The 16,536-nt window shown below is 59.1% G+C and carries 13 protein-coding genes; 10 read left to right on the top strand and 3 right to left on the bottom strand.

The window, feature by feature from the left end:
- Positions 1 to 65: 65 nt before the first annotated feature.
- Entirely contained in the window at positions 66 to 1,688 is a 1,623-nt protein-coding gene (locus tag IEX36_RS07030; protein ID WP_188758542.1) for a S41 family peptidase, read from the bottom strand.
- Between the two features lie 276 nt (positions 1,689 to 1,964).
- On the opposite strand from IEX36_RS07030, the gene IEX36_RS07025 reads away from it, so the two are divergent.
- From IEX36_RS07025 to IEX36_RS07000, 6 genes are all read left to right on the top strand, one after another.
- Positions 1,965 to 3,803, top strand: coding sequence for a peptidylprolyl isomerase (locus IEX36_RS07025; protein ID WP_188758541.1), 1,839 nt, complete (start codon positions 1,965 to 1,967; stop codon positions 3,801 to 3,803).
- Positions 3,804 to 3,877: 74 nt separating this feature from the next.
- A complete protein-coding gene (locus tag IEX36_RS07020) occupies positions 3,878 to 4,858 on the top strand; it encodes a 3'-5' exoribonuclease YhaM family protein (protein WP_188758540.1) in 981 nt (326 codons plus the stop codon).
- Positions 4,859 to 4,921: 63 nt separating this feature from the next.
- Complete coding sequence (aroC, locus tag IEX36_RS07015) at positions 4,922 to 6,091, top strand: chorismate synthase (RefSeq protein WP_188758539.1); 1,170 nt, start codon at positions 4,922 to 4,924, stop codon at positions 6,089 to 6,091.
- A complete protein-coding gene (gene def / locus IEX36_RS07010) occupies positions 6,092 to 6,619 on the top strand; it encodes a peptide deformylase (protein WP_263364889.1) in 528 nt (175 codons plus the stop codon).
- A 1-nt stretch (position 6,620) separates the two neighbouring features.
- Entirely contained in the window at positions 6,621 to 7,562 is a 942-nt protein-coding gene (fmt, locus tag IEX36_RS07005; RefSeq protein WP_188758538.1) for a methionyl-tRNA formyltransferase, read from the top strand.
- On the top strand, positions 7,537 to 8,796 hold the full coding sequence (locus tag IEX36_RS07000; RefSeq protein ID WP_229668776.1) for an RsmB/NOP family class I SAM-dependent RNA methyltransferase: 1,260 nt from the start codon (positions 7,537 to 7,539) through the stop codon (positions 8,794 to 8,796). The genes fmt and IEX36_RS07000 overlap by 26 nt, the downstream gene beginning before the upstream one ends.
- Before the next feature lie 89 nt (positions 8,797 to 8,885).
- Here the strand turns inward: IEX36_RS07000 and IEX36_RS06995 are convergent, their stop codons facing one another.
- Entirely contained in the window at positions 8,886 to 10,658 is a 1,773-nt protein-coding gene (locus tag IEX36_RS06995) for a coiled-coil domain-containing protein (RefSeq protein WP_188758537.1), read from the bottom strand.
- Positions 10,659 to 10,918: 260 nt separating this feature from the next.
- On the opposite strand from IEX36_RS06995, the gene IEX36_RS06990 reads away from it, so the two are divergent.
- From IEX36_RS06990 to IEX36_RS06975, 4 genes are all read left to right on the top strand, one after another.
- Positions 10,919 to 13,042, top strand: coding sequence for a glycoside hydrolase family 20 zincin-like fold domain-containing protein (locus tag IEX36_RS06990; RefSeq protein WP_188758536.1), 2,124 nt, complete (start codon positions 10,919 to 10,921; stop codon positions 13,040 to 13,042).
- Between the two features lie 345 nt (positions 13,043 to 13,387).
- Positions 13,388 to 13,600, top strand: a complete 213-nt coding sequence (locus IEX36_RS06985) for a DNA gyrase inhibitor YacG (RefSeq protein ID WP_188758535.1) — start codon at positions 13,388 to 13,390, stop codon at positions 13,598 to 13,600.
- Between the two features lies 1 nt (position 13,601).
- Positions 13,602 to 14,105 (top strand): phosphatidylglycerophosphatase A family protein, encoded by a 504-nt coding sequence (locus IEX36_RS06980; RefSeq protein WP_188758534.1) that lies wholly within the window; start codon positions 13,602 to 13,604, stop codon positions 14,103 to 14,105.
- A 57-nt stretch (positions 14,106 to 14,162) separates the two neighbouring features.
- Entirely contained in the window at positions 14,163 to 15,230 is a 1,068-nt protein-coding gene (locus tag IEX36_RS06975; protein ID WP_188758533.1) for a Vgb family protein, read from the top strand.
- Between the two features lie 33 nt (positions 15,231 to 15,263).
- Here IEX36_RS06975 and IEX36_RS06970 read toward each other — a convergent pair whose 3' ends face one another.
- Positions 15,264 to 16,250, bottom strand: a complete 987-nt coding sequence (locus IEX36_RS06970; RefSeq protein WP_188758532.1) for a tetratricopeptide repeat protein — start codon at positions 16,248 to 16,250, stop codon at positions 15,264 to 15,266.
- Positions 16,251 to 16,536: the final 286 nt, after the last annotated feature.

The following is a 16,536-nucleotide window of genomic DNA, read 5'->3' as shown; positions in this document are numbered from 1 at the left end:
CGGCTCAGCTTATATGCTTTATTGTCGTGCTTTTCAGCGCTTATTCTAGAGCGTTCTTCAAGTGGTTACTGGGTCAGGCTGGCGGTGGTCTTCTGGTCTGCCTTGACTGAACGGTCGGCCAAGGCCTGCGCCTCGGGCAAAAAAGTGAGAGCCTTGGCTATCTGCGGGTCCCACTCTGCACGCACCTTAAGACCTTCGAGCTGTCCAAATTGGGATGTGAAGATTTCAGCCTTAATGTTGCTCTTTACCCAATCGAGGTTGCTGTTGAGGTCTGCATCCGTGTAGTCAATCTGCTGCGATTTGAGGAAGTTCTTGAACTGCTGCATGACCGCATCGTCGACTGTAAAGTCGCGCGTGATCGCACGGTTTGCCAGATATGAGCGGGTGAAGTTGAAGAAGGCGTAGTTCCGAAGCATATTATCCTGGAACGTATTCGCCTGTGGTTGAGCGATCTTCTCGTCAGGCGTGATGCCGCCGCCGCCGTAGACAGTACGGCCAGAGTCAGTCAGCTTGACCTCGCGGTCTGCATTGTTCGTCGGCACATCGTCGCGGACGTAATAGTAGTCATAGAGCGAGACGTGATCGTAATTGCGTTGAATGAGGCGTCCAGACGGGGTGTAGTAGTGGTATGTGGTCAAAGCCAGGCCGGTGTTGTCTGATGTCTGGAAGACGGTCTGAACCAGACCCTTGCCGAAAGTAGTCTCGCCGACGATGAGCGCGCGGTCATGATCCTGAAGCGCCCCCGAGACAATCTCAGCGGCCGAAGCAGTGTTACGGTTCACCAGCACAACGATGGGGAAGTGTGGACCCTGCTCGCCATGGCCGACGCGATAGACCTGATCGGGGAAGGCCCGTCCATGTTGCGAAACCACGATCTGGCCTTTCTGAAGGAACTTGTCGGCAGTGTTGACGGCTTCGTTGAGCAGGCCGCCAGGATTGCCGCGCAGGTCGATAACCAGGCCATGGATATCGCCAAACTTATCCAGCGCATCGCCAACTTCGCGACTGGTCGTCTCCATGAAGTTCGTGATGTGGATGTAGCCAATGCCGGGCCGAATCATAAAAGCAAGATCGACCGAGTAGCGTGGAATCTCGTCGCGTGTGAGGTCGAATACCAGCGGCTTGGGAGAGCCTTCACGCTGCATCGTGACCGACACGTGCGTGCCCTTGGGCCCTTTCAAAAGCGAAGCCACCATGACCGAGTCCATGCCAGTGGTCGATTTGCCGTCAATTGCGACGATGACGTCACCCGGGCGGATACCTGCACGGTAGGATGGTGTTCCTTCAAACGGCGCAAGAACCACGATCTTCATGCCGTTCTTGGCTGTCGGATCAGGCTGCGGCTGAATGGACATACCGACGCCGTAATACTTGCCATGCTGGTCTTCGCGCATCTGGGCGAAGGCCTTGGGATCGTAAAAGTTGGAGTGAGGATCGAGGACGTGGAGCATTGCCGGAATGGCTCCGTCGTAGATCGCTTTATCGACCTTGTCGCCATCCAGCTTTTCAGCGTAATTCTGTTCGACCAGAGCATAAACATTGGTGAAGTCATGCAAGTCGTCGCGCAGTGTGGACTCGTCCGTAGCTGACTGTGCAGCCACGTTGCGGTTGATCAGTGAACCAAGCAAGGCGCACGTTGCGAGAAAGACGGTGACGGAAAAGAGTGCGCGGCGTGTATGGGAATGCATAGGCTCGGACAACCTCGGAAACCGTGAAAACTGCGCAGGACAGCGCGCGAGCGGAAGTGTCCTACTTTGGACGGAGTATAGCATCCGGGGGTAAGCACGTGCCTTGAACTCCGGCGGCGAAATGGCAGACCAATGTGGGATTCGCTTGTTCGCCTCCGGACAGTTAGAATGATGGGACGGATACCGTCCACTGCCTGCCGGAAGTCTAAGTTGGTGAGGGCGCTTGTCTGCGCGATGAAAGCCAGGTCGCGGATGCTGGTCACGATACGAGTGAAGATGAATTTGAAGATCTCCGAGATTGTTGTGCTGTGCGGGCTTGGCCTGCTGATTACGCCGGGCGCCCTGGCGCAGGTGCCCCAATACCAAGGTCCCTTGTCCACGGCCGCTCAGCCTGCGGCTGCCTTGCCTGCTCCCACACCGATTACACCGAATGGTTCGGTTGTTGAGGACATTGTTGCCCGTGTGAATGACCGCATCATCACCCGCAGCGACTACGAGCGCGCGGCGCGAGAATTGACCCAGGAGGAGCGTCAGGACAACGATTCTCCACAGCAGACCGCTGAACGCCAGAAGAATCTGCTCCGCGACCTGATTGACCAGCAGCTGCTGCTTTCGCGCGGCAAGGACCTGGGGATCAATGCAGATGCTGAGGTCATCCGCCGACTCGATGAAATTCGCAAGCAGAACCACATGAGCTCAATGGAGGAGCTGCAGAAGGCTGCTGAGTCGCAGGGCGTCTCATTTGAAGACTTCAAGGCAAATATCCGTAACAGCATCATTACGCAGGAAGTAGTGCGCGACGAGGTGGGCAGCAAGCTGCAACTCTCGCCCAGCCAGGAGCAGGAGTACTACGAGCAGCACAAGCAGGAGTTTGCCCAGCCTGAGCAGGTGCGGCTGAGCGAAATTTTGATCTCAACGCCTTCTGACCCCAGCGATGCGCAAGTTGCTGCTGCGAAGGCCAAGGCCGACGAGGTCTCGGCAAAGATCAAAGCAGGGCAAAACTTCGCAGACTTGGCCAAACAGTATTCGTCCGACCCGACCGGAACGCAGGGGGGCGATCTGGGAACGTATAAGCGTGGCGCGCTGGCGAAGGTGCTTGAAGATCAGACCTTTGATTTACAGACGGGTGGTGTGACTGCACCGATCCGCACGCGGCAAGGCTTCGTAATTTTGAAGGTGACGGACCACCAGAAGGCCGGGGTTCCTCCGCTCAAGGACATCGAACCGCAGATTCAGGAAGCGATATATATGGCGCAGATGCAGCCCGCACTTCGCGCATACCTGACCAAGCTGCGCGAAGACGCCTATATCGAGATCAAAGACGGATTCGTTGATTCCGGTGCAAGCCCACGGGAGACGCGGCCTGTCTACACGTCTTATGCTCTGCCTACAGTCAAGAAAAAGAAGGTGGTGGAAAAGACCCGGTTCGACCGCACAGGGCGCCTCTCGCAGAGGAAGGCTGTGGCGGCTAAGCCAGTATCAGCCGCCCCGTCTGGCGCCAACCTTGTGGCCTCGAATAAGAAGCATAAGAAGGTGAAGATCAAGAAGGAGAAGATCCGTTTTGGTCAGGCGCCGCGCAATGCTTTACCTGCAGGCCCGTTGGAAACCTCGACTGGGACCGATCAGGGAGCAGGAGCCAATTCAGCTTCGCTTGGTGCGGGGCAGGCGGCAGCGCCAGGCACGGCAATTGCTCCGATCGAAGCCGAGGCTAATGCCAACCCGGACTACAATCCACTCGACCAGCAGACGACTGTTCACAAGAAGACGCGCTTCAGCGACCGCCAGAAAGAGTTCGAAGCAAAGAAGAAGAAACAGAAGGTTTTGAAGGCAAAGGAGAAGACTGCTGCCACGCCTACTCCGGAGACTGCAGAGGAGAAGACCACACAGCAGGTGCAGTCCGCTCCGCTTGGCCTGAACGGTGACACCGCAAAGAAGAAGAAAAAGAAGAAGGTGAAGGGCGGTAAGAAGGAGCGCATGCAGCAGCAGGCTCCCGCTTCTCCCAAACCGGCCCCGGTTGAGACCCCGGCAACAGCTCCAGGCCGCGCTACTCCGCAGGAAGGTACACCGGACGCAGGCAAGCCTGCTCCCGCTGCCCCGCCATCAACGCAGAACTGAGTCCGGAGATTTGGTATCGCGCGAGGGCTTCGGCCCTCGCGTTTTACTTTTGTGGACAAGGTATTCTGATTGGGATGAAAGACTTTTTTATCGCGGATGCTGCGAAGTTCGACAACGAGTTAGTAACGTCGTTCTTTGTGCTGACTTCGATTCAGGTGCGGGAGAAGAAACAGGGTGGGCAGTTCCTCTCGCTGACGCTGGCCGATAAGACCGGCCTGCTCGCGGGGACGATGTGGGAGAACTTTGAGGCGGCGTCCAGCTCCTGTTCCGAAGGCTGCTATGTCAAGGTGCAGGGCCGCATCGGCAGATATCAAGGCAAATTCCAGATCACCGTTCAGCAGTTGCGTCGTGCAGCGGAGTCTGAGATCGAGCCCGGAGACTACCAGCCCGCGACGCGCTTCAGCGTAGACGAGATGTGGGCGGAACTACGTGGCTATGTTTCCCGGTTCTCCAACGAAGATTTGAAGCGGCTGGTCTTCGCATTTCTCGACGACGATGAGATTGCATCAGCTTACAAGGCTGCACCTGCGGCCATGAGACTGCATCATGCATGGTTGGGCGGGCTGCTCGAGCACGTGCTGACGCTGGTGCGAGTTTGCCTGGCTGCCGCGCCGTTTTATCCCGAGGTTGATCCTGACCTGCTGGTGACGGGCGCAGTCCTGCACGACATCGGCAAGATTCGCGAGCTCGGCTGGAAGTCGAGCTTCAACTACACGCTGGAAGGTCAGATGATCGGCCACATCAGCATCGCGCAGGGAATGTTGCGCGAAAAGGTGCAGTCCATCGCGCCGTTTCCTGAGAAGCTGCGCATTCTGGTCGAGCACATGATCCTGAGTCATCACGGCAAGTATGAATTCGGCTCGCCGAAGCTGCCGATGACGCCTGAAGCGCTCTTGCTCAGCGCGCTCGACGATCTCGAAGCGAAGATGCAGGCCATGCGCAATGAATTCGCCGCGTCGGTTGCCGGCGGCAAGGACGCAGGCGAGGTGACGGACTGGGTCCGCAGTCTTGACCGGCCCGTGCTGAACAGCCGCGCCTATCTCAGGGGTGAATAACCCGGAAATACCCTGCGATTTGCCTTGATTGCTACAATTTAAGTTCAGGTCCGAGTGAGACAAATGTTGCGATTTTCAACAGCAGGAGAAAGCCACGGCGAGAGCCTCGTGGCGTTAGTCAGCGGTATGCCGGCAGGCGTCACCGTAGACCAGGAGTTCATCAATCGCGAGCTGTGGCGCAGGCAGAAGGGCTACGGCCGCGGCGGGCGCATGCGTATCGAGCGCGACACGGCTCACATCCTCAGCGGTGTGCGGCACGGCAAAACCATCGGTTCGCCCATTGCCATGACGCTGGCCAACAACGACTGGAAGAACTGGACTGAGATTCTTCCGGTCGAGGCAGGTGACGCTGAAAAGCATAAGGCCGTCGCGTCTCCACGCCCTGGCCATGCGGACCTTGCGGGCAGCCTGAAGTACGACTTCCCCGACGCGCGCTATGTTCTTGAGCGTGCCAGCGCGCGTGAGAGCGCGGCCCGCGTCGCCGCAGGTGCCATCGCAAAGCTGTTGCTGCGCGCACTGGGTGTTGAGGTAGCGAGCCATGTGATTCGCGTGGGCAAGGCCGAGCTTTCTCGCCCCGCAACCTGGGATGAGATTGCCGCATTGCAGGCGAAGGACGAGGTTCTGCTGAACTGTGTTGATCCCGAGAGCGAAGCCGCGATGAAGGCTGAGGTGGACGCAGTACTCCGCACCGGCGACACGGTCGGCGGGGTCTTTGAAGTCATCGTGCACGGACTTCCTCCTGGCGTCGGCACGCACGTGAACTGGGACGAGCGCATGGACGGCTTGCTGGCGCAGGCCGTGATGAGCCTGCAAGCGGTGAAGGCAGTCGAGATTGGACGTGGCGTGACGGCTGCCGAGTCAGTAGGCTCTTCCGTGCACGACGCAATCGGCTACGAAGGCCACAGCTTTACAAAGTTTTCCCGCGAGCACAACAACGCCGGTGGCCTCGAGGGCGGCATCTCAAATGGTGAGGACATCGTGGTGCGCGGCTATTTGAAGCCGATCTCGACACTGCGCCGCCCGCTGGCGAGCGTGAGCTTCGAGACGCGCGAGCCAGTGAAGGCAGCCTACGAGCGCAGCGATGTCTGTGTGGTTCCTGCTGCGGGAGTCGCGGCGGAGGCAATGGTTGCCCTGACCGTAGCGCGGCTTGTGATCGACAAGTTCGGCGGCGACTCGCTGCGCGAACTTCAACGCAACTTCAACGGCTATTGCGAGCAGATTCGAGCGTATTGAGTGGGCGAGACAACGGCAAAGGTACACGAGATCGTCAAGTATCCAGACCCGGTGCTGATGAAGCGCGGCGCACCCATCACCGTCTTCGATGCGAAACTGAAACAGCTCGTCGAGGAGATGTTCGAATCCATGTACGCGGCGCAGGGAATTGGCCTGGCTGCGCCGCAGATTGGCCTGTCTCAACGGCTGACGGTCATCGATTGCAGCTTCAGGAAAGATCCCGAGCAGAAGGTTGTGCTCATCAATCCAGAGATTGTGGAGCGCAAGGGCAAGCAGTTGGAGGAGGAGGGCTGCCTCAGCTTGCCGGAGATTCGGGAGAAGGTGTCTCGTGCCGCGTGGGTGAAGGTGAAAGCACAGGACGTGAAGGGCGAGTGGTTCGAGATAGAAGGAACCGAACTGCTGGCGCGTGCGATGCAACACGAGATCGACCATCTGGACGGAGTGCTCTTCATCGACCGGATGAGCCGTTTGAAGCGCGACCTTTTGGTCCGGAAGATAAAAAAGATGCAGAAGAACGGGGAGTGGTAGGGTGAAGCTCGTCTTTTGTGGGACGCCTCAGTTTGCAGTGCCCACGCTGGAGGCTGTGATCGAGGCCGGACATGAGGTGCGGCTGGTGGTCACGCAGCCCGACCGTGCAGTAGGCCGCGAGCAGACGCTGCACGCTCCTCCGGTAAAGCAAGTGGCGCTGGAGCGAGGAATCCCCCTTGTTCAGCCGGAGAAGATCAAAAACAACAGAGCGTTTCAGACGCAGTTGGAGAGCATTGCTCCAGACGCAATTCTGGTTGTAGCGTACGGACGGATTATTCCTGATTGGATGCTCGCGTTGCCGAGGCTAGGCTGCATCAATCTGCATGGCTCGCTTCTGCCGAAGTACCGTGGTGCCGCGCCGATCCAGTGGGCAGTGGCGAACGGTGAGGTCGTGACCGGTGTAACGACGATGCGGCTGGATGCTGGTCTCGACACAGGCGACCTGCTGCTCGCGCAGGTGATGCCGGTAGGCTTGGAAGAGACCGCTGTTGATGTCTACGAGTGTCTGGCCGACGCCGGTGCAAAGCTGATGGTCGAGACGCTTTCAGGTTTGGCGGAAGGTTCGATCTGGCCGCAACCGCAGGACCACTCGTTGGCGACTCTCGCTCCTATTCTGAAGCGTGAGGATGGGTCGATTGATTTTTCGCGCACCGCAAAGCAGATACAAGACCGATGGCGCGGCTTTCAGCCATGGCCCGGCGCTCACACTGTAGTCCGCGGAAAGAAGCTGATTGTGCATCGCATGCATCCGGCGGAGAAATCACTTGGACTGGATGAAGGGATGATCGCAGTCGAGGATAACGTGTTGTCGGTGGGCTGCGGCGGCGGGACGATGCTTGTTCTGGACGAGGTGCAGATGGAGGGAAAGCGCAGGATGAGCGCTGCCGACTTTCTGCGTGGGCACCAGATTAAGAGCGGTGAGCGGTTGGGAAATGGGCGGTAGGGGAACGCCGAAGGTTTCGCCTTCGCGTCTGGCTGCGTTCGAGATCCTGGCTGCCGTTGGTAGTGGGACAGGGCACAGCGATGAGCTGTTGCACTCGAAGCATGTCGATACGCTCTCACCTGAGGACCGCAATCTTTGCACAACATTAGTGATGGGCGTGCTGCGGTGGCAGATCGCACTCGATGCGCGGCTGCGCGGACTGCTGCAGCGGCCGGAGCAACGACTGGCGGACCCGGTGGCGATTGCGCTCCGAATGGGAGCGTTTCAATTGCTGTACCTCGACCGCGTTCCGGCCCATGCGGCGTTGAATGAGAGCGTCGAACTGTGCCGGGAGGCTGGGCATCCGTATGCAGCCGGGATGGTCAATGCAGTGCTGCGAAAGTTGACCTCTTCAAAGAAGCCAGGCGCGCCTATCTACGAGTCCGTAGCGGCGCTTGCAGAACGGCTGGGGCATCCGGCGTGGCTGGTGGAGAGATGGGCTGCAGTGTACGGGCGCGAGGCGGCTCAGATGATCTGCGAGGCAGACCAGCGGGAGCCATCTGAAGGCAAGATGTTCACCGAGTACGATGACATGCCGGTGATGGACGACGGCTCGCGCCTGGTGGCAGAACTCGCTGCAGCTGCAGCTCCGGAGGCGAAGCGGGTGTGGGACTGCTGCGCAGCGCCCGGTGGAAAGACTCTGGTATTAGCGAAGCGGCTGGCTGCTGCCTCAATCATTGCCAGCGACGTGAGTGCGAAGAGACTGGCCGCGATGAAGGCTCGATTCCGGCGGTTGGATTTTGCCGAGCGAATTGAGTGCGTGGTGGCAGATGCGGCGGATGCCGACAGCGTCCAGGGCGAGTTTAACCTGATCGTATGCGATGCGCCATGCAGCGGGACGGGGACACTGGCAGCGAATCCTGAGATACGGCATCGGCTACAACCGGCAGATCTCGCGCGACAGGCAGCGCGCCAGCGGATGGTCCTCAAAGGCGCGCTCAGGCGGCTGGCTTCTGGTGGGCGCCTCGTCTATTCCACCTGCTCGTTGGAGCCAGAAGAGTGCGAGCAAGTCGTGAGTGGAGTTACAGGAGTGCGCCGGGTTCCGGTTGAAGGCTTGCTCGGCGAGCTGAACCGAAACCGGATTCTTCAGGATGAAGCGAGCCTGGAATCAGCAGTGAGAGATGGAGCATTGAGGACACTGCCGGGCGTCCACGAGTGCGATGGCTTTTTCGCGGTAGTGTTCGAGCGCACTTGAACTCTACTCAACAAATTTCGGAAGCCTGAAGCTTAAAAAGAACAGCCCCGACAGAGCCGGGGCCATTCTTATTTAGAGGCTTACGTTATCTACGGGATGTAGTAACGCATGCTTGTGAAGAACATATTGTTGAGCGCCTTTGGTGCGCCACCAACTCCCGCCCAGGTGTGCTTGTCCAGATAGCTGTACTGGAACTGGTACTGGAGCCGGCCGAACTGCGGGCTGTTGTAGACGCGATAGGTGAACCCGGCAGTTGCTTCCGTCATAGTCTTCGTCAGCGCGCCACAGGATGCAGCCGGAGCGGTTCCGCTCGTGGGCAATGCTTCCACATAGCAGCCAGTGTTGTTCTGTGTCAGCGGAGCATAGCCCACCTGCTGTCCCTTGGCGTTCAAATACAGCGTCCGCTGCACATACTCTGTGCCGTAGTAGCCGAACAGGTCCACCTTGGGTGCCGGGTGCAGTTCCAGTGAACCGAGCCCCTGATAAGCCCGCAGAGGCTCCAGCGTGCCATCCGGGTGCACCGTCACGTCCGACAGGCCCGACGTACCATACCGGCCCACGCCATCGCCGCCCAGGAAGTGAACACCCACATCGGCAAACTTCGTCGCCTTCACCCGCACATTGAAGAACCCACCACCCCCAACCTTCGTGTCGTTGGTCGCGCCAGCCGACGAAGTAGGAGTCGACGTCGCATTCGGATAGTAGCGATCGCGGAAGAACCGTGCCAGGCCGCCAACTTCAATGTGCGCCATCTTCGGATCAAACGCTGCCTTCGCGATAATGTCGGGAGCAACATTGTTGGTGTACGTTGTGGAGTTGTTGTAAAGGCCGCCGTTATTTCCCGTGCCGCCGTAGAAGTAGTTTGTAGGTCCGTTCGCGACATTCAGGCCGATGATCTGACCGTTCTCAAGCGACATCGCCACCGTCGTCATCGATCCCAGCCGCTGCTGGAACCGCATCGCGGGCACGCGCATCCAGCTGAAGCCAACCTGGTATTGCGCATCGATCGTCATCGGCAGATTCTCCGTGCGATTGTCCGTCCCCTTCTTGGTCTCCGTAACCAGCGACCACATCTGTCCGCCGGTCACAGCAAATCCGCTCTTCGTCGCGGCCTGGCCCCAGATCTGGCGTTGGCGCAGCGTATAGCTGTTGCTCTGGTTGTCATTGCTCGTCGTGCCGCTCGAAAGAAAGTCGGCCTCGACGTATCCCGACAGCTTGAACGGGCCAGCATCTCCTTCAAACAATCCGCCCACGCGGCTCTGCCGTCCAGAGAAGTTGAACTCGCTCACATAGGCATTGCCCGAGTTCGCAAACGGTGTGCTTGTGAACGGTGTATTGATATCGGAGTTGACCGACTTCTGCCGCCACACAGATTCACCCGCGAAGAAGGCAATCGGAGTAATCTTCACGCCGCGGTAGTGCAACGTCATCGGCGACTCAATCGCCTGCTTGACCGTCTTCTTCGTCTCATCAACCGTCTTCACCAGTCCGGCATTGGACTCTTTCAAGCTCGTCACTGCATTGTTCAGATCGGCAACCGCCGCCGTATTCTGCGACGAGCTCGAGCTTGCAGTGTCTGCCTTCGCCGCGGCCTCATTCGCCGCCGCCTCAGCGCCCTGCGCCGACTGCTGGGCCTCGTGCAGCTTCTCGTCCTTCTCCGCGTTCTCCTGCTTCAACGCGTCGATCTGGGCCTGCTGCTGATGCAGCGCATCGCGCAGTTCCTGTATCTCCTGCTCCGTTGCATTCGTGGTCTTCTTCTTGACCACCTTCTTGCTATGCGCCGTCGTCGTGCTCTGCGCCTGCAACGACACGGTACTCAACACCAGTACCGCTGCCAAGGCTGCTCTTAGTTGCTTCGTCATGGAACCTCACAGGTTTTTCTTGAAAGCCGAAGGACATACAGAAAAGCAGCAGGGCTGCAATAGCCCATGCAAACTCTCCCCTTTTGCTCTTTGTCTCCATCGTGCCCATCGAATGTGAATAGAAGAAGAATTTGCAGTCTATTCACATAAAAATCACAATTCGATTGGAGTTACAGCAGCCGTTGTGATCTCCATATCACTGCGCAAAGACTGCGACCGCAGCTTTCCACTCATCTCCAAACTCATTTAGGGTTATCTGCATGTTGAAAATTCGCCTCGGCCTCCTCACCCTGGCCTTTGCCACCTTTGCCTCGGCCCAGAACCCTCTCCATCTCATCCCGGTTCCCCGCGAAGTCCGTCCAGCCGCCGACCAGCCTCTCACGAACGGCATCTCCGTCACCTGCGCCACACCCTGCGACGCCGACGACACCTTCGCCACCAACGACCTCAAGGACTTCCTCACCCAGCGCGGCATCACCGTCTCCGACTCCGCTCCCGTCCACATCCTCATCGAGCGCTACGGTTCGCCACTGTCGAAGTCCATCTACAAAGACTCACTCCTGCCCGGCGAATCCACCGAACCCACACCCCAGATCCAGCCCGAAGGCTACGCCATCATCCCCGACAGACAAGGTGTCGCCCTCACCGGCTTCACCGCCTCCGGTGTCTTCTACGCCATCCAGACCGTCAAGCAGCTCATCGTCGGCAACGGAACGAATGCCATCCTCCACACCGCCACCATCCGCGACTGGCCCGCGCTCAAGTACCGCGGCCTCGACGACGATCTCTCTCGCGGCCCCGTTCCCACACTCGACTTCCAGAAGAAGCAGATCCGCACCATCGCCGCCTACAAGATCAACATCTACTCGCCCTACTTCGAGCACACCATGCAGTACCTCTCGCATCCGCTCATGGGACCTCCCGGCGGCACCCTCACGCAGCAGCAGGCGCGCGAGCTCGTCGCCTACGCCGCCCAATATCACGTCACCATCATCCCCGAGCAGGAAGCCTTCGGCCATCTCCACTACATGCTCAACTGGGAGCAGTACGCACCACTCGCCGAAACCCCGCACGGATACGTCCTCGCGCCCGGCCAGCCCGGCTCGCTCCAGGTCACCAAAGACATGTTCTCCGAACTGGCGCAGATCTACCCCGGCCCATTCCTCCATCTAGGAGCAGACGAAACGGTCGATCTCGGCAAAGGCCAGACCAAGCCACAGGTCGACGCGCAGGGCCTCGGTGCCGTCTATCTCGACTATCTCCAGAAGATCGTCACCGCACTCCAGCCGCTCCATCGCAAGCTCCTCTTCTGGGGAGACATCGCCATGCACGACCCCGACCTCGTCAAGCAGATGCCCGACAGCTTCAAGCAAACCGTCATCGCCGTCCCATGGGTCTATAACCCGCAGCCGCGCGGCTACGACCGCTTCATCAAGCCCTTCACCGACGCGCACATGGAAACCTGGGTCGCTCCCGGCATCAACAACTGGTCGCGCGTCTATCCCAACTACAACAACGGCCTCAACAACATCCAGCAGTTCACCCTCGACGGCCAGCGCCTCGGCGCCACCGGCCAGCTCAACACCATCTGGGACGACGACGGCGAAGCCCTCGCCAACAACAACTGGTACGGCATCCTCTTCGGCGCCGAAGCCGCCTGGCACCAGGGCGAAGCCTCCATACCCGACTTCCAGTCAGCCTTCGGTGCAAACTTCCACGGCGACCTCACCGGCGACATCGATCAGGCCCAGAAAGAAATGATGGCCGCCCACCAGCTCCTCCACGACTCGCCCCTCGAAGCCGACGGCTCCGACCTCGTCTTCTGGATCGATCCCTTCTCACCCGACGGCCAGCGCGAGGCCGGACAAATCCGTCCCATCCTCTCGCAGGTGCGCCTCGACGCCGAGCAAGCCATCATCCTCATCGCCAAAGCCCGCAACGCCAACCCCAACCTCCGCGAAGACGATGCCCTCGATGCCCTCGACCTCGGCGCGCGCCGCATGGACCTCATCGGCCTCAAATTCCAGATCGCCGACGAGATCGCTCAGGACTACGCCACTGCCTATGCCCTGCAAAACTCCCGCCAGCGCGAAGACCGCGTCGAAGTCGCTCGCCGCCTCGGAGAGATCAACGGCGTCAACGGCAAGCTCGAAGACCTCCGCAACGGCTACTCGCTCATCCGCGACCTCTACAAAGAAGCGTGGCTCAAATCCAACCGCCCCTACTTCCTCACCAACAACCTCGAGCGCTACGACCAGACCATCCAGCTCTGGCTCAACCGCATCGACCAGATCCGCTCCGTCCAACGTGGCTGGGCCCTTAACCACACCATCCCACCGGCAAGCACCCTAGGCATCCCTCTGCCGCCAACCCCAACGCCGTAATCGTCTGCTCTTTTGTATTTCCATTCCGTACCCTGAGCAAAGTCGAAGGGGAAGGAATCTGCTGTTGACTCGTTCAGCCACAAACGCTCGGGTGCCCCATCCATCGCGGCTTCATGCGATGGGTGGGAAGTACGCGCTTGCTCAGCCAACGCTCTAAAAACCTGTCAACCCCCAAAAACCTCTAACCGAAGCCAAATCAATCACATCCACTTGGCGGTTTAGTTTTCCTGAATTGCTATACTTAAATCAGGCGATAGAAAAGGCGGTGGCCAAGTACCCCGGTACTTGGCCGTTTTAAATCAATACTTTAGTACTTAAGTAGGGGTAGGGGGTACCCTTAAATCCATGTCGAAAGCTCTCTTCTGCCCGACGTGTCACAAGGTCGTCCTTGCCACCGACGAGAACTTCCCCTTCTGCTCCGACCGCTGCCGTCTCCTCGACCTCGGTAAGTGGGCCTCCGGAGGCTACAAGGTCTCCACCCCCATCCAGGACCCCGACCTCCTCGAAGAACTCTCCCGCTCCAAACGCGACAACCCGAAACACGAAGACGAAGACTAGCGTGCCCAACTCCACCACCCAAATCCACCCTCCCGCCGCGCACAAGACCCTCTGGGCCTGGACCACCGCAACCTTCTTCGGATTCGGCCTGCTCAAACCCGGCCCCGGCACCTACGGCTCCGCCGCCGCGCTCGTCATCTGGATTACCCTCGCCCAGACGCTCCATCCCGCACATCTCACCATCGCCACCATCATCGCGGCCGTCGCCGTCACACTCATCGGCATCCCCGCCGCCACCATCGTCGCGCGCGAATCCGGCCTCGAAGACCCCGGACACGTCGTCATCGACGAAGTCGCCGGCCAGCTCATCGCCCTCGCCATCTGCCCGCCCAACTGGGCGCACGCCATCCTCGCCTTCCTGCTCTTCCGCGCTTTCGACATCCTCAAGCCCCCACCCATCCGCCAACTCGAGCGCCTCCCCGAAGGCACCGGCATCATGCTCGACGACATTGCCGCCGGCCTCTACGCTCTCGCCATCTTCTCCCTTATCCACCTCATCTATTAGCTAGCCAGCACGTCACATTTGCACTCCCCCACACCGCCCGTCTACGCTAAATCCAGCATGACCACGCTTCGCTCACTGCTCCACCACGACACGCATCCGCTTCCGCACCTCGACAGTGCATCTCCATCCGCAGCCATGCCTGGCGGTCAGATCGACGTCCTTGGAGCCAACCTCGAGCCCATCGCAGCGCACATCCCGCAGGCCACCATCGGCGACACCCCATCTCCCGTCACCCTCAGCCGCCCCACCCGCGCCACTGTCACCGTACCTGAAGGAGCCATCTCCGGCGACCTCGTCCTCCATCGCAACGGCCACGAAAGCAATCACCTCCCCGTCAGCATCGCAGTGCCCATGGCCGAAAACCTCCACCCCGTCGCCAACCCCGCCGTCGACGCCGACGGCAACGTCTACGCCACGCTCTCCGGCCAGCGAGGCCAGTCCACCCCGGTCTCCATCTTCAAAATCCAGCGCGACTTCCAGATCACGCCTTTCGTCCGCGAAATCCTCAACGCCACAGGCCTCGCCTTCGGCCCTGACGGCAACCTCTATGTCAGCTCTCGCGCTGAAGGAACCGTCTACCGCATCACTGCCGAAGGCACCTTTACCACCTACGCCGAAGGCCTCGGCATCGCCACAGGCATTGCCTTCGACCACGAAGGCAGTCTCTATGTAGGCGACCGCTCCGGCACCATCTTCAAGATCGCCCCTGGCTCAACGCCCGGTGCAAGCGGCGAAACTTTTGTCTTCGCCACGCTCGAACCCTCAGTCGCTGCCTATCATCTCGCCTTCAACAATGCCGGCACACTCTTCGTCACCGGCCCGACGACCTCCAGCAACCAGGCCATCCACGCCATCGACCACGCCGGCAACATCTCCGTCTTCTATCGGGGCCTCGGTCGCGCGCAGGGCATGGCCTTCGACATCGACGGCAACCTCTACGTCGCCGCCAGCCTCCACGGTCAGCGAGGCATCGTCCGCATCACGCCCGCCGCCGAAGCCACACTTGCCATCAGCGGCAACAACCTCGTCGGCCTCACCTTCCTCGAAGATGGCAACGCTGCCCTCGCCACTCGCGACGCGCTTTACCATATCGCTCTCGACATCGAAGGTCGCCCTCTCATCTAGAAGTGAGGCCGTAAGGCGGTCTAACACAACCTGCTACCGCAGGCTGTCAAATCCAAACACCCCAGCACTCGACTGCAGTGCACCAACGCTCACGACTGAGTCTGCCTGCTGTATGCGACGGTCCACTTCATTTGCCTCTTCTACATTCCGCGTCAGATGCAGATACTTCGCATAGATCTTCAGCACCTGCACATACGATGGAGCGCCCCAGCCTAACTGAGCATTGAGCGTGTTCACCCCTGTCTTCATTTCAATTCCGGCATCAGTCGCATCTCCTGAATGCCAATAGGCATACCCGAGGAGAAACTCACCAATCCCAATCGGGATTGGCTCCACTGAAGGCATGGAACGCGCATCTGTGACGGCATTCTTCAGTACCGAGACCGCAGTTGTGTAATCTTTCTGCCCGCATAACGCCATGCCCAGTCCATATCTGGCAGCTAACTTGTCGTTCAAGGTGGCGTCCTTATTTCCTTCAAATTCGTCCGCGGCCTTCTGCGAAAATGCTCTTGCCTGATCGAACTTCTTCTGTTTAAGCGCAAGTGCTCCAAGTGTGTTCCAACTCCTCGCCATCAATAGACGATTACCTAACTTTTGCCGGAGCTGCAATGCCTCCAGCTCTTCCTTCATGGCATCTGGAACTCTTCCCGTGGCCCCATCCAATACGGCAAGGCTGTCGAGTGCCTCCGCCAATTCTCCGCCTTTGCTGTCTGACTGTCTGAACAATGCCTCCGCATGTTGAAGTGTCGCGTCCGCTCGTCCAATCTCACCTGCATCCTCATACGACATACCCAACTGCCAATAAAGCCTGGCTATCGGCAGCCCCGTCATATGCTCCTGTTCCGCTTTCCGAACCATTGCTTCGAATGCCGCAACCCTATTGAGCAGTCGTTGCTGAACTGCGCCTGCGCTCTCCGTGACATCCGATGTGTTCACTACTACCCGCGGCATCTGCTGCGAAAAACCATTCGCGACTATTCCCAGCACGACGATCCATCCCAAGATCAAACGAGTGCTCATACGTCCTCCCACATGCCCAGCAGGGCGCGTTTAAGACACGACTTCTCATTCGCTCCATCGCACGCATGACTGCGGTCACGCCTATGGCGCGCAAGACACTCCAGAAGTTCTTCAGAGATTCAAAAGATGAAATACAACGAGGTATCGTTCACTGCGGCCCTGATCGCACGACAAAACTCAGATCATCGAGAACTTACCAATCTGTTCAGGGCTAGCTTCAGAATCAAGCTCTTCTTGCCGATCTGCCCTCGACCTCTTCTACGCAATACAACGTGAAACAGTTCCA

The organism is Edaphobacter acidisoli (assembly GCF_014642855.1).
GTDB lineage: Bacteria > Acidobacteriota > Terriglobia > Terriglobales > Acidobacteriaceae > Edaphobacter > Edaphobacter acidisoli.
This window is presented reverse-complemented; position numbering and strand designations above follow the sequence as displayed.

What these genes read in the sequence shown, in the direction of transcription:
- IEX36_RS07030 (WP_188758542.1), bottom strand. Translation starts at nt 1,688, where the DNA reads ATGCATTCCCATACACGCCGCGCACTCTTTTCCGTCACCGTCTTTCTC.
- IEX36_RS07025 (WP_188758541.1), top strand. Translation starts at nt 1,965, where the DNA reads ATGAATTTGAAGATCTCCGAGATTGTTGTGCTGTGCGGGCTTGGCCTG.
- IEX36_RS07020 (WP_188758540.1), top strand. Translation starts at nt 3,878, where the DNA reads ATGAAAGACTTTTTTATCGCGGATGCTGCGAAGTTCGACAACGAGTTA.
- aroC (WP_188758539.1), top strand. Translation starts at nt 4,922, where the DNA reads ATGTTGCGATTTTCAACAGCAGGAGAAAGCCACGGCGAGAGCCTCGTG.
- IEX36_RS06995 (WP_188758537.1), bottom strand. Translation starts at nt 10,658, where the DNA reads ATGACGAAGCAACTAAGAGCAGCCTTGGCAGCGGTACTGGTGTTGAGT.
- IEX36_RS06990 (WP_188758536.1), top strand. Translation starts at nt 10,919, where the DNA reads ATGTTGAAAATTCGCCTCGGCCTCCTCACCCTGGCCTTTGCCACCTTT.
- IEX36_RS06985 (WP_188758535.1), top strand. Translation starts at nt 13,388, where the DNA reads ATGTCGAAAGCTCTCTTCTGCCCGACGTGTCACAAGGTCGTCCTTGCC.
- IEX36_RS06975 (WP_188758533.1), top strand. Translation starts at nt 14,163, where the DNA reads ATGACCACGCTTCGCTCACTGCTCCACCACGACACGCATCCGCTTCCG.
- IEX36_RS06970 (WP_188758532.1), bottom strand. Translation starts at nt 16,250, where the DNA reads ATGAGCACTCGTTTGATCTTGGGATGGATCGTCGTGCTGGGAATAGTC.